The 12,250-nt window shown below is 43.4% G+C and carries 11 protein-coding genes and 1 tRNA gene; 3 read left to right on the top strand and 9 right to left on the bottom strand.

The window, feature by feature from the left end:
* Window positions 1-29: 29 nt before the first annotated feature.
* Both EYS00_RS06635 and EYS00_RS06630 read right to left on the bottom strand, forming a co-directional pair.
* Window positions 30-1,760 (bottom strand): GMC oxidoreductase, encoded by a 1,731-nt coding sequence (locus EYS00_RS06635; protein ID WP_130635780.1) that lies wholly within the window; start codon window positions 1,758-1,760, stop codon window positions 30-32.
* Between the two features lie 13 nt (window positions 1,761-1,773).
* Window positions 1,774-2,391, bottom strand: coding sequence for a gluconate 2-dehydrogenase subunit 3 family protein (locus EYS00_RS06630; protein WP_165399332.1), 618 nt, complete (start codon window positions 2,389-2,391; stop codon window positions 1,774-1,776).
* 491 nt (window positions 2,392-2,882) lie between these two features.
* On the opposite strand from EYS00_RS06630, the gene EYS00_RS06625 reads away from it, so the two are divergent.
* The gene (locus tag EYS00_RS06625) at window positions 2,883-3,701 is read left to right on the top strand and encodes a response regulator transcription factor (RefSeq protein ID WP_130635778.1); all 819 of its coding nucleotides are present in this window, start codon (window positions 2,883-2,885) and stop codon (window positions 3,699-3,701) included.
* Window positions 3,702-3,746: 45 nt separating this feature from the next.
* On the opposite strand, the gene EYS00_RS06620 is transcribed toward EYS00_RS06625, so the two are convergent.
* The 3 genes from EYS00_RS06620 to EYS00_RS06610 form a co-directional block, all read right to left on the bottom strand.
* Window positions 3,747-3,838 (bottom strand) — tRNA-Ser (locus EYS00_RS06620).
* Between the two features lie 127 nt (window positions 3,839-3,965).
* Window positions 3,966-4,292 carry a response regulator gene (locus tag EYS00_RS06615; protein ID WP_130635777.1) on the bottom strand — a complete coding sequence of 109 codons (327 nt, stop codon included), beginning with the start codon at window positions 4,290-4,292 and terminating at the stop codon, window positions 3,966-3,968.
* A gap of 26 nt (window positions 4,293-4,318) precedes the next feature.
* Complete coding sequence (locus EYS00_RS06610) at window positions 4,319-5,977, bottom strand: ATP-binding protein (protein ID WP_130635776.1); 1,659 nt, start codon at window positions 5,975-5,977, stop codon at window positions 4,319-4,321.
* 182 nt (window positions 5,978-6,159) lie between these two features.
* Here EYS00_RS06610 and yvcK point away from each other — a divergent pair, with 182 nt between their 5' ends.
* Window positions 6,160-7,119, top strand: coding sequence for a uridine diphosphate-N-acetylglucosamine-binding protein YvcK (gene yvcK / locus EYS00_RS06605; protein WP_130635775.1), 960 nt, complete (start codon window positions 6,160-6,162; stop codon window positions 7,117-7,119).
* Here the strand turns inward: yvcK and EYS00_RS06600 are convergent.
* Entirely contained in the window at window positions 7,078-7,425 is a 348-nt protein-coding gene (locus tag EYS00_RS06600) for an Hpt domain-containing protein (RefSeq protein WP_130635774.1), read from the bottom strand. The two genes, yvcK and EYS00_RS06600, sit on opposite strands and share 42 nt — an antisense overlap.
* Here EYS00_RS06600 and EYS00_RS06595 point away from each other — a divergent pair.
* Window positions 7,424-8,443, top strand: a complete 1,020-nt coding sequence (locus tag EYS00_RS06595) for a glycosyltransferase family 4 protein (protein ID WP_130635773.1) — start codon at window positions 7,424-7,426, stop codon at window positions 8,441-8,443. The genes EYS00_RS06600 and EYS00_RS06595 overlap by 2 nt on opposite strands.
* Before the next feature lies 1 nt (window position 8,444).
* Here EYS00_RS06595 and EYS00_RS06590 read toward each other — a convergent pair whose 3' ends face one another.
* The 3 genes from EYS00_RS06590 to EYS00_RS06580 are packed head-to-tail and all read right to left on the bottom strand — an operon-like array spanning window position 8,445 to window position 12,249.
* A complete protein-coding gene (locus tag EYS00_RS06590; RefSeq protein WP_130635772.1) occupies window positions 8,445-9,962 on the bottom strand; it encodes a sigma-54 dependent transcriptional regulator in 1,518 nt (505 codons plus the stop codon).
* Window positions 9,963-10,019: 57 nt separating this feature from the next.
* On the bottom strand, window positions 10,020-11,534 hold the full coding sequence (locus EYS00_RS06585) for a response regulator (protein WP_130635771.1): 1,515 nt from the start codon (window positions 11,532-11,534) through the stop codon (window positions 10,020-10,022).
* A gap of 1 nt (window position 11,535) precedes the next feature.
* Complete coding sequence (locus EYS00_RS06580; protein ID WP_130635770.1) at window positions 11,536-12,249, bottom strand: hypothetical protein; 714 nt, start codon at window positions 12,247-12,249, stop codon at window positions 11,536-11,538.
* Window position 12,250 lies beyond the last annotated feature (1 nt).

Here is a 12,250-nt window from a genome sequence, read left to right as displayed (position 1 = left end):
GTTTCGGTGCATAGTTGCACCGAAGTTGTTTAAATCCTTTTCTGCGCCATCTCTTTCGCACAATAGTCCACTGCTCGAACCGTTAATGCCATAAAAGTAAGCGATGGATTAACGGTTGCCGACGAACAATAAGAAGCGCCATCTGTAACAAATAGATTTGGAATATCATGGGTCTGATTGAATCCGTTAAGTACAGAATCTTTCTTGTCACGCCCCATTCTTGCAGTACCTAATTCGTGTATCGCTTGCCCTGGTGCACTGTCGTATATAGACACATTGCTACTGACGTACTTAGCACCAGCCTTCTTCAACATGGCTTCGCACTCTTGGGCACAGTCTTCCATCATCAAGCGTTCATTGTCTGACCAAGACACATTGAAATGGAGCTGCGGGATCCCCCATTTGTCCTTTTTCGTAGGATGAAGAGCGACTTGATTGTCAAATCTCGGTAGCATTTCGCCTTGTGCGTACATACCGAAATACCAATCACCAGGTTGAGTTAAGCTGTCTTTAAAACCGGCTCCAATACCCTTTCTGTGTTGACCAGACTTCCAATTACCTCTTGATGCGCCACCGCCCATTGCATAGCCACGCACATAGTGCTTTTTGTAGCGGCTGGGTTCGTACTGAAAGTTAGGCACATAGATACCGGTTGGGCGGCGACCTGAATAATATTCGTCGTCAAACCCATCGATAACACCACCAACAGAAGCGTTGTAATTGTGATCCATTAAGTAGTGACCCAAGACACCAGAAGAATTCGCGATGCCTTTTGGAAATCTGCGAGACACAGAATTAAGCATGATCTGAGTAGAGCCTAGTGTAGAGGCGCATAAAAAGACAACTGAACCATAATATTCCCGTTCAGTAAGGTCTTCGTTATCAATGACTCGCACACCCTTTACGCGATTTGTCGCTTCGTCGTATATCAGACTGTGCACCACACTGTCGGTGGCAATAGTCAATTTGCCTGTGGCCATGGCGAAGGGAAGCGTCGAGCTTTGGGTTGAAAAATAGGCTCCAAATGAACAGCCCTTTTGACATTCATCTCTTGCTTGACATGAAATTCGTCCGTGAGACATATGCTCTGGCGTTGCTTGAGATAAATGCGCGCACCGACCGATAACCATAGGTCTATCTGGATAGTGTTGGGCGAACTTCTCGACGAGATGCTTCTCGACAGAATTCATTTCAAAAGGAGGTAAGCTATCGCTGTCTGGAAGTTGGGCAAGTCCATCTCTATTCCCTGAGATCCCAGCATGCTTCTCTACATATGAATACCAAGGTGCAAGGTCCTTGTAACGAATGGGCCAGTCATTGCCATGACCATCCGCTTTATTGGCATTTAAATCATAATCACTCATGCGATATGACTGACGATGCCAAGTAAGTGACTTACCACCTAAATGGTTCCCTCGTATCCAGCGGAAATCAGTGCCCTCTTCTGTAGAATAAGGAAGGTCCTTATCACTACCAAAAAAATGCTTCGTTGAATCATTAAATGCATAGCAGGTTGATTGAACGGGGTACTCTTCTTCTCGTAAAACATTCGACACCTTGGTCCGCTCTGAGAAAAGCCAAGGGCCCTTGCCTTCTGTCGGGTAATCCTTACGGTGTTCAACTTTGCGACCACGTTCTATCATTAGGGTTTTAAAACCCCGCTCAGTAAACTCTTTAGCCGCCCAACCACCTGTAATACCAGAACCAACTACTAGTACATCAAATTCTTCGCGGGTATTTTTGTTATAAAGTTCAGTCATGCTAGATTCATACTCAGTAATAATTCAACGAACCCCAAGATTTGGTTTCCGGTGTAACGGGAATTGACCCTTTGTAGCCACCGGGAACCATTTGATAACTTAGCGCCTTGGTTGCGCCGGCCTCACTGGTAAAGTATCCAAAAACAATAAGGCCTTTGAGAAAGGAAAAATGTTGCGCGTTGACCTGGTCAAACCCCTTGGTACCTTCAATAGATTCAAGCACTACAGTTTGTATTTGACTGTCTAACGCAATATATGAATTGCCGTATTCGGACTTCGAAAAGCTATCGATTGCTGAGATGATATTTTTAACATTGGCAAGTTCATCGCTTGTATGACACGCAACGAGTTGATGAGCGATAAATTCGTGGCACTTGACATCTGCAGCACTTGGCGTGTCGGTTTTTGGGATAACCGTTTCGCACACTGAACGCAGCGTAAGCATTTCGTCACGAGTGAAAGGATTGGTATTAGTAGAGTGCGTTGCGCTTCCTTGATAGAAAGCTGCCGCGGAACAAATCGACGTATTTGTTACTATCCCAGTGGCACTTACACCAATAGCCGCACCAATACGTTTTAGTATTGATCTTCTGAGTTCACTCGATGGGCTCTGCATTGTCACATCACTCATTTTCATGCTCCTTTTACCACGGTCTTGCTTAGTGAAACGCAATCGGCGCTGTATAAAATACCATCACAAAGCAAGCAAAAGTTGGTAGCGGTTCCAATTTAACGCAATATTTACATTCAAACAACTGTACACTAGTAACTTTTCGCCCAACCACATAAAGCGAGTTTTACAACTGTCCACTCAATGTAGTCTATAAAAAACCGGATTACTAAATACACACGCTGAAAAAATCAATTAAACCTATTATAAAATAGATAATTACAAAAGTTTTCAGCGCTCATATGCTTTGAATACGCAATTTTAAAAATGTAAACCATAAGAAAAAACCTAAACCGCATTTCTAAAAAATGTAAAAATTAGGCAATGGACTTATGTAAACATTGTGTAATATTATTGCTAAGCGCATCCAAATTGCGTTATGACAAATTCGGTTTTCTATGCAAGATAATCGGCGCATCACAGTTACTTATTAGTACAAAAAGGAGAAGTAAATGGGTGTTGGAAAAAGTAGTAAAAACCAGTTAGTTGTTAACGATATTAATGTCCAAACACTCATTGGAATGTTTGATCTTGTGCCCAATACGCTGTTTTGGATCAAGGATGAACAGTGCCGTTTTATACATGCAAATCAGGTATTTATTGAGCATAGCGGAATGCGATGTTTATCGAGAATTGTTGGCAGAACAGACTATGCAATCTCTCCTCCCCATTTAGCTCGTCAGTACATTCTTGATGACCGCAAAGTCATGACCGGTGACATAGTAACTAACCGGATTGAACTCAATATGCTATCTAGTGGAGAATTCGGCTGGTACTCAACGTCTAAACGTCCGCTACAGAATGACGATGGCACCATTGTTGGTACATATGGCTTCACTCATCACCTCGAACAAACCTCTCAAGCGCTGTCGAGTATTGATGCAATCAGAGCACCCGTAGAGTTTGTTCGAGAAAACTATCAGAAAGATTTTACGGTGGAAGATCTGGCAAAGGTGTCTTTTTTATCTGTGAGTGCATTAGAGCGCAGATTTAAGAAACACTTGGGTAAAACACCAAAGCAATTCGTCAACGAAGTCCGGCTAGAAAACGCTAGGCGTATGCTTACAGATACTGCACTTCCAATAGTAGAAATTGCTTATCGATGCGGATTTTCTGAACACAGTTACTTTAGCCGCCAGTTTAAAAAGATGTTTGGTACCCTGCCCTCTGCACTTAGAGAGCAAATGATAAAGCAATCGTCTCAGCAAGAACTACCAGCAACAAGAGAATCAGTATTGGCGCAAAGCGCACTTCAAGAATCATTGAATTAGCACAGAAAACAAAAAGCCCGCAACAAGTGCGGGCCTTTCATAATATGGCGGAGAGAGAGGGATTCGAACCCCCGGAAGGTTTGACCCTTCGCCTGATTTCAAGTCAGGTGCATTCAGCCGGACTCTGCCATCTCTCCGAGAAGTGATGCGTATCTTAATGATATTATTTGCGCTGTAAAGCATTAATTTCACATAAAATGTCTGATTGCTTTTTTATTGATCATACTGATTAAATTCACCGCGATTTAATGAACTCAGAAGGCATTAGTTTGCCCTCGTCCATTTCACCAAAGCGTTATCTAGCGCACTGCCACTCAAGGGTTTTGTAAGAAAGTCATTCATTCCTGCGTCTGTACATGCCTGTCTATCTTGAAGGCTCACATTTGCGGTGAGTGCAATTATGGGAACACTGTCAAAATCGCCTAGCGCCCGTATGGCTTGTGTTGCCTCAATTCCATTTAACTCTGGCATCATCATATCCATAAGAACAACGTCGATGTCGTGAGCTTGAATCTGCTCTACTGCAACTTTTCCATTTTCTGCAATCACTACATTGTGGCCACGCTGTTTGAGCATGGCTGTCATTAGCATTTGATTCGCAACGTGATCCTCAGCGACTAAAATGGTAAGGGATCTCGTTTTACTATTCTGGTTATCGGTTTTAACATTAACAGGTATCGATTCAGGCACGGGAACGAGTGGAAGGAAAAGGTAAAAGTCGAGCCCTTATTTGGCGAGCTGGTAAACTTAATTTCACCCTTCATGAGTTCAACCAGACGTTGGCTAATACTCAAGCCAAGACCTGCACCCTCTCTGCGTTTTTTGGGGTTTTCAGCCACTTGTTCAAAGGGTTTGAACACTTTTCCGTGGTCGGCATTATCAATACCGCATCCAGTATCTTTGACGCTAAATACGAGTTTCTTACTGATTTGCTCGATAGAAACAACCACCTCACCTTTATCGGTAAACTTGATGGCATTACCGATAAGGTTGAACAACACTTGCGCCACTCGAATGGCGCTAATAAAGACCTTTTCATCAACCGTGGATTCGAACACTATGTTAAGTGCTAATCCTTTCATTTCTGCCTGACGTTGAAACTGTGCGACTACTTCGTTGACGAGTTTAACTGGGTCGACAACTTCTTTTTCAATATCAAGAGTGCCCGCTTCAATCTTCGAAAAATCTAAAACATCAGAGATAATAGCCTGCAGTAGTTTGGTACTGGTTTGCGTGAACTCCAGCATGCTCTGCTGCTCGTTATCGAGTTGAGTTTGCAATAAAAGTTCTAGATTGCCCAACACGACGTTTAAAGGTGTTCTGAGTTCATGAGACATTACCGCAATAAACTGAGACTTAGCAGCATTTGCTTTTTCAGCGCCTTGCTTAGCCGTATTTATCTCAAGCTCACGCTGTTTGATGTAGGTAATGTCCGTCGCAGTTCCCAAGTAGCCAGTAAACCCATCGCTATCATCAAACGTTGGCTGTCCACTTATCGAAATCCATCGATTTCCACCAGGAACTTCTATCTCAAATTCGAAGTTTTTAAACGGTAGATGTTTGTTTGTCAGGTAAAGAAAGTGATTCCACTTTTTGAGTAAACGTGTTTCTGATTTAGCCCTAATATCAAACAGCGTCTTTCCCGCTAAGCCATCAAAGCCTTGAAAGGTAGTCTTTTGATTGGGCGATAATATGGTGTAGTTTAACGCCTCATCTGACTCCCAAAACCAATCCGACGCAAGTTCTGCATAGACCCTAAAACGTTTTTCATTTTCAGACGCTACAGACAAACTATGCCTTTGGTCAGATTCAAGCACACCCAAATGGGTTTTAAGCACACTGACAAGTTGACGTAATAGCGGGGTAACTTGAGAAATAATCTCTTCATCATGACTAGAGAATGCAGGCTCAGCCCATCGAGAAAACATTAAAACAAAACCATCAACATCAACAAGGTGGGCACTGTGGATCTGATCTCGTACTCTCGCTACTTGAACCTCAAGCCAAGGCGGTGAAGTGTTTCGCTCTACAGTACAACTTCCTTTTTCACACAACGGGATCAATACCTCGTTAATCGGCCACAGTGTGTGCATTAAGCCACTGTTATTAGACGCCACAACTTTTATTGTTTGGTCAGTATCTTTTGAGAGGATAGAAAAATCATTGTACCGGTAGTCAATCTCCCGAAAAAACTTTTGCGACAGCGCAAACGCATCTTCGAGTGATGATGCATCTGCAAGCTCATCCAGCATTGTGAGTATTACGCTGCTATCCATTTCATTTATCCATTAATTGCGCACTGTATTGTCGGGAAAATGCGTTGCATTTTGCAAATAAAAATAATTCCACTAAACACCAAAAACAAAAAATAATATTATTCAACAAGTTAGAGAGATTATTCAACATTGGCCCTTAACTTGTAACAGCTATTCACAAAACCCATTGATAGGAAAAAACCGTGAATATTGTATGCATTGGTGGTGGAACAGGTTTATCGTCTACGGTTAAAGCATGGACTAAACTCGAAATAAATCCAAGCGCTGTAGTAGCAACTACAGACAATGGTGGCTGTAGTGGTCGGTTACGTCATGCTGGTAGCCCAATCCCATGGGGCGATATCCGCAAGGTTCTAGTAGCCATGTCATCCAATACCTCGCTGACGAAAACTCTTGGTCAACGCTACGAAGAGCTGGGCAGATTAACTGGTCACTGCTTCGGCAACCTCATGTTAGAAGCACTCTACCAGCAAAACGGCGATGTTCTACTTGCTATCAATGCATTAGGTGATCTGTTAGGTGTAACAAACCGCGTATTCCCAATGGCCGATAACCCTGTTGATCTTATGGCAATTAATAAAAACGGTGCACTTGTCTACGGTGAAGAGAATGTAGATAGCATGGCAGATATGCCAATGACCATGTTACTAGATAGACCAGCACACGCGCCCACTGAAGCTGTTCAAGCAATCAAAAATGCCGATGTACTGTGTCTGGGGCCAGGCAGCCTAATTACGAGTGTATTACCACCACTTTTAGTCCCAGAAATCAAGAATGCAGTTAAGGCTCATCAAGGATTGAAATTGCTAATTCACAATTGTCAGCCGGAAGCCAGTCCAGTAAGTGTCCTCGATGCCAAAAAGCAGTTTAAATGGCTTGAAGGTCAAGTGGGAGAAGGCATCGTGAACGGTCAATTGATGAAAGACCATGTGATAATAGACGGTGTCACTTATTCGCTAGCGACTCATGCACAACAACTCAAATGGACAAAAGAACCCAAGCATGACATTTCGAGGTTGTCTCTCGCGTTGGCACTTAGCTTGTGTATCTCGGATGCCTATCACTACAAACTAAAACACACCAAGGCGCTGTCGAATCTTTCACGAGTATTGTTCGACAGTAGCCAAGAGCATTGCGTGTAGGTTCGACATGTTTTGGTTTGCTAGGTCTACATCATTTTCACGAAGTGCGCTCTCCACAATGGCTGCACTGTCAGCCAACGCGTTAGCACCGTACGTGCGAGCACCGCTTTTTATGCTGTGGGCAAATCTAGTTGCATCATCATTTTTTGCACTTGCCAGCGAATCAATAAGTTGTGTGTGCAATGACTGGGTTTCACTAATAAACAGGTTTATTAAGTCGTTTAGTAACGCATCCCCTACTTCAGCCTCAAGTCTTGAGAGTACGTCGGGATCTTTAATTTCGTTTTCGTTGGGAGAATAACTCATGGTAGATAAAAAAATCTATTTGGTAGTCGACTCTAGACATTATGCTGGCATAGAGTCTCATCTTTTTCATCTTTCTCAGCTAATAAAACGGAAAAAAGGTCATCCTATTCTCGTTTTTTATAAAGATTACGGTGAACACCTCTTGAGACAAAAGCTCAAAAAACGGGGTATCGAGTGCATTTGTTTAAAGGGCACGCCGATGAGTTTGTATCAGTTTATTAAGTCACTCAATCCCCGTGACATCATTCATAGTCATGGTTACAAAGCAGGAATACTGTGCAGATTGTTTTGTAAATTAACCGGCAAGTACTGTAATTCCACTTATCATGCGGGTGACACGGGCACAGGCCTACTTGCGTTATATACTTGGTTAGACAGATACACCGCTCACCTCTCAACTAATATTGCGGTCTCTTCGAGTATTAATGCGTGGCTGGGCAATAGGGCTAAAGTGCTCAATAACTTTGTCAGCCCTGAATCTTTGGTAAACAAACCAAGAAACGCCCAAGTTAACATAGGTTTTGTCGGTCGTTTGTCTCACGAAAAAGGCCCTGATATATTTCTTGCATGTGCCAACAGACTGCAAAACTTTAAACACTTCACGTTTACCATGTTTGGCGACGGCCCAATGCGCGCTGAACTGGAGGCCAACGCTACAGATAACGTTAAATTCAAAGGTTTTTGCAACGACATGGAAAACCATTGGAATGAACTAGATGTGCTCATGATCAGCTCGCGTCAAGAAGGCATGCCGATGGTGGCAATAGAGGCAATGATGCGCGGCGTCACCGTTATTGCTACCCCCTGCGGCGCACTACCCGACCTACTCAGCACTAACCGGGGTATTGTTACCTCCAATAGCAGTGTTGATGAACTCATTAGCGCGCTAAATCAGTTTATAGACCTCAATCAACGTCAGTCTGACGAACTAAAGCTGCACGCACACAACTATGTTAGACGATTCTGCTCTGGAGAAGACCAATGGTCGTTCTACAGTAAGTTCTATGGGCTTGTATAGCTTACGCTGACTTGCCCCACTCTTTCATTTTTCGATAAATAGTGGATGGGTTTATTTCAAGTAAACCCGCCGCTCTAGAGACGTTGCCATTACACAGACCAATGGCATGTTCAATGTAGCGTTTTTCAATAATCCACATTGCTTGCACCTGTTGTTGAGCGAAGGGATTATCTACTTCGTCAAATTCGTTGGTTGGGCTAGCAGTATCACTAAGACTGTTATGAGAATGGTTAGACACCGGTGAAGATTGGCTTACCGGTTGTTGATAGCTGGGTTGAGCAGAAGGCACAGTTTGGGGTTGAGGTGGAGCTGACACTGGAGGAATTACTGGTGCAGCTTGTCCTGAATCCGCTTTGTCTCTGAGTAAAGGAAACATGGTCTCATCAATAAACTCACTTTGATTGAGTACCACCACGTTCCGAATGGTGTTTTCGAGCTGACGCACATTGCCCGGCCAACCAAAATTACGAATTAGAGCTTCTGCACCGGACGTTAGGCCCTTGTAGACTTTGCCCTCTTCATTGGAAATCTTCCGAAACAGCGCGTCAGCGATGGCCACTACATCATCATCTCGTTGACGCAAAGGCGGTAAATGAATGGGCACTACATGAAGTCGATAATAGAGATCTTCTCTGAAGTTTCCCTTTATAACCTCTTCCCATGGATCTCGATTGGTTGCACAGACGAATCGCACATTCACTTGTTCGAGTTTCTCACCACCGACTTTTTGAAAGCTTCCTGTTTGAATAAAACGGAGGAGCTTGCTTTGTAAATTGATATCCATCTCGCAAATTTCATCAAAAAACAGCGTACCGCCATTGGCTTGGCCAGCCGCACCATCACGACTTGAAGTTGCGCCAGTAAAAGCACCTTTCACATGACCAAAAATCTCGCTTTCAATCAAATCTTTTGGAATCGCAGCACAATTCAATGCCACGAAGTTTCCGTTCTTGCGGTCGCTACATTGGTGAATAGCCTCAGCACAAAGCTCCTTACCCGTACCACTTTCGCCGGTAATAAACACGCTGGCTTTGCTGGGAGCAGCGTTTTGAATAATTTGATAGACAGATTCCATAGCTGGCGATTGGCCAACCATATTGCAAAAACCGTTTTCAGTGCGATGAGTGGAATATCCCGCTACTTTCTTCTCTAAGCGCTTAATTTTGAGAGCATTGTTAACAGTGACTCTGAGCCGGTCAGCCTCGATAGGTTTCTCGACAAAGTCCACCGCGCCTAATTGCATTGACTCTACAATCAATTCTTTGGTGCCATGGGCAGTCACCACAATCACTTGTGGTTTTATCGGTAAGGTATTTATCCATGCGAGTACATCGATACCGTTTCCATCTGGAAGCATGACGTCCAGCAACACCAAATCAAAATTTGATTGGCTTATCGCATTTCTCGCCTCTTCGGCAGAACCAACAGTCGTTGTTTTAACACCGGTAGGGATAAGGTAATTCTCATAAAGCGCAGCTAAAGAACGGGTATCTTCAACAATAAGTACACTGACTGACATGGGACTCCCTGTAAAATCGGTTCCGAATGTGGTTTTTATTTAGCACGTAACCTCATACTACGAAAGCAAGACTACGCTGGCATCATCAGACGCCTGGCTCAACAAGGATAAACTATTGCTCCATAAACAATTAACCAGATCGGCATCTTTTCGATGTACCTTATCTGAGTTTAGGCTATTGGTGCAACTAGAGCACCCCTCTAAATGAGATTTTATATTGGTTGCCGTCAATAACTGCTTATCAATATTTTCATAAACCCCGTCGCTAACTAATAGAACGCGAGTGGTATCATCAAGCACTATGACATTTTCAGTGTACTCATAATACTCCATCAACCCCGTTAAAGGCTGTACACGGTCTTGATTGAAGGTCACCTGATTTGGTGAGAGTACAATAGGCGCAGGATGCCCTGCTGAAACCCAGGTAAGTTTTTGATCAGTCACTTGAATACACAATAATGATACCACTGAGTCTGCGGTAAAATTTCCAGGATACATAGCGTCAGCAAATCGTTTTACAATATTGGCAGCCCCCGTTACACCCGACACTATCATTCCATTAAATAAACCAAATAATCGGTCCCGATACACACTCGCAGATGCGCCATGCCCCATAACATCACATAAAATTAAAAGGTCGCCCGTACTAGTGGGAAAATGAAACAGCATGTCACCACTTTGCTTGGTATTAACTGCTCCCCGAGGAAAACAATTAATGTTACCCATTTTGAACGTCTCTGCGGTACTCGTTGATTGTGTTGACTGCCCGTCTCTAAGGTTATTACTCAACAGCATTTCAACCAGTTGGTTTAATTGGGCTTTAGTCACTGGCTTCTGTACCAGGGCATGTATCCCTAGGCCATTCGCCCGTTGAGCCGCTGCACTGTTGGGCTCTCCAGTATTCACAATGATTTTCGTCTGACTGAGTTTCTCGTGGGTTCGCAGTAGATCAATCAGTTCATCCCCTGCCATTTCTGGCATCATCATATCGATGATTGCGATGTCAGGTGGATTGCGGACTAAGGCTCGAAGTGCTTTAGAAGGGTCCTTATAACTCGTAACATCATACCCTTCGTTAAGGTAAGTGGTGAGCAGCAAGATACTCGATTCAGAGTCGTCCACAATAACAATGTGCGGCTTGCGTTCGTTTGATATCGAAACCTCTAACTCAAATTGGTTCACGCCATCACTATAGAAGTATCTCGACGACGGAAAGAGTCCGAGTATTAGATCTAAACCCATACCTCCCTCTTTTAACGGATGGGGCGCATCTGACGAAGACGATTCCTCATCACATTCGTTGTATTTATTATCTAGAGAATCGTTGAAACTGGTCTGGTCTTTAATCGATAGTGTAATTTTCCCACCCGAGCGGAACATCTCGATACAAACGCTAGCACCCTCGCCATTGGCATGTCTTAAAAGGTTAGTGAGATATTCTGTGAGCAGCAGGCCAATGTTGTCGATGTCGTGATCCTCCACCGACAAACGCCTTAAAACGTGGAATAAATTTGTTCTCACATTACCCAATATGGACCACGCCAGGGAAAAGCGGGTTGAGTAAACCAACATATCAGTCTCCGATGGGCCTAAACAACCAGTACTGGCGCTCAATAAAGCCGATCACCATACGTTTGAATTTAAAAGGAATAAACGACAATGATTGTACTTTTTTTACTAGTAAGGGTCCTAGAGGTGGCATTTTTACCTGCGATACCACCATGTTTACGTTTTTGTAGTTCAATTCGTTGAGCTTTTGACACGCCATGACTAATTGTTCCTCTGTGGTTTCTCCTGTTGAAACCATAAGCAAAGTTAATTCTGCTACATGGGCAAAAACATTGGGAGGAATCGCACTGGTGTCGTTTGTTAGCAAAGGTGACAAATCAACAATGACATAATCAAATTCGACTCTCCATCGAGCAAACGCATCATCTATGACACTGATATCATGAAGTGCGTCTTTGTAATCGAGTTCCGTGATACTCAAATAGTATATCCCCTCGTCATCATTCACATTCAGCTGTGCACTGATGGTATCGAACTGCCACTTTTCAGCAGGGCCTTCATGACTAAAGAAACCTGAAGACATTGGGTTTTTATGATTCAAGTCTAATACAAGAATTCTAGGCGACGCATCTTTGTAGCGAGACGCCAATGAAATCGTTAAGCTGCTTACTCCAGCCTTGCCGCACGGTGAAAACAAACAGATACACCGCGCGTTTTTTTCTGCTGATTCATGAATAATGCTATCTAACTCGTGATAAAACTGTGGCTTAGTTTTCATG

Source organism: Alteromonas sp. KUL49, from assembly GCF_006538345.1.
GTDB lineage: Bacteria > Pseudomonadota > Gammaproteobacteria > Enterobacterales > Alteromonadaceae > Alteromonas.
The sequence above is the reverse complement of the archived record's forward strand: the minus strand, read 5'-3'. Positions and strand labels throughout refer to the sequence as shown.

What these genes read in the sequence shown, in the direction of transcription:
- EYS00_RS06635 (WP_130635780.1), bottom strand. Translation starts at nt 1,760, where the DNA reads ATGACTGAACTTTATAACAAAAATACCCGCGAAGAATTTGATGTACTA.
- EYS00_RS06630 (WP_165399332.1), bottom strand. Translation starts at nt 2,391, where the DNA reads ATGAGTGATGTGACAATGCAGAGCCCATCGAGTGAACTCAGAAGATCA.
- EYS00_RS06625 (WP_130635778.1), top strand. Translation starts at nt 2,883, where the DNA reads ATGGGTGTTGGAAAAAGTAGTAAAAACCAGTTAGTTGTTAACGATATT.
- EYS00_RS06615 (WP_130635777.1), bottom strand. Translation starts at nt 4,292, where the DNA reads ATGCTAATGACAGCCATGCTCAAACAGCGTGGCCACAATGTAGTGATT.
- EYS00_RS06610 (WP_130635776.1), bottom strand. Translation starts at nt 5,977, where the DNA reads ATGGATAGCAGCGTAATACTCACAATGCTGGATGAGCTTGCAGATGCA.
- EYS00_RS06595 (WP_130635773.1), top strand. Translation starts at nt 7,424, where the DNA reads ATGGTAGATAAAAAAATCTATTTGGTAGTCGACTCTAGACATTATGCT.
- EYS00_RS06600 (WP_130635774.1), bottom strand. Translation starts at nt 7,425, where the DNA reads ATGAGTTATTCTCCCAACGAAAACGAAATTAAAGATCCCGACGTACTC.
- EYS00_RS06590 (WP_130635772.1), bottom strand. Translation starts at nt 9,962, where the DNA reads ATGTCAGTCAGTGTACTTATTGTTGAAGATACCCGTTCTTTAGCTGCG.
- EYS00_RS06585 (WP_130635771.1), bottom strand. Translation starts at nt 11,534, where the DNA reads ATGTTGGTTTACTCAACCCGCTTTTCCCTGGCGTGGTCCATATTGGGT.
- EYS00_RS06580 (WP_130635770.1), bottom strand. Translation starts at nt 12,249, where the DNA reads ATGAAAACTAAGCCACAGTTTTATCACGAGTTAGATAGCATTATTCAT.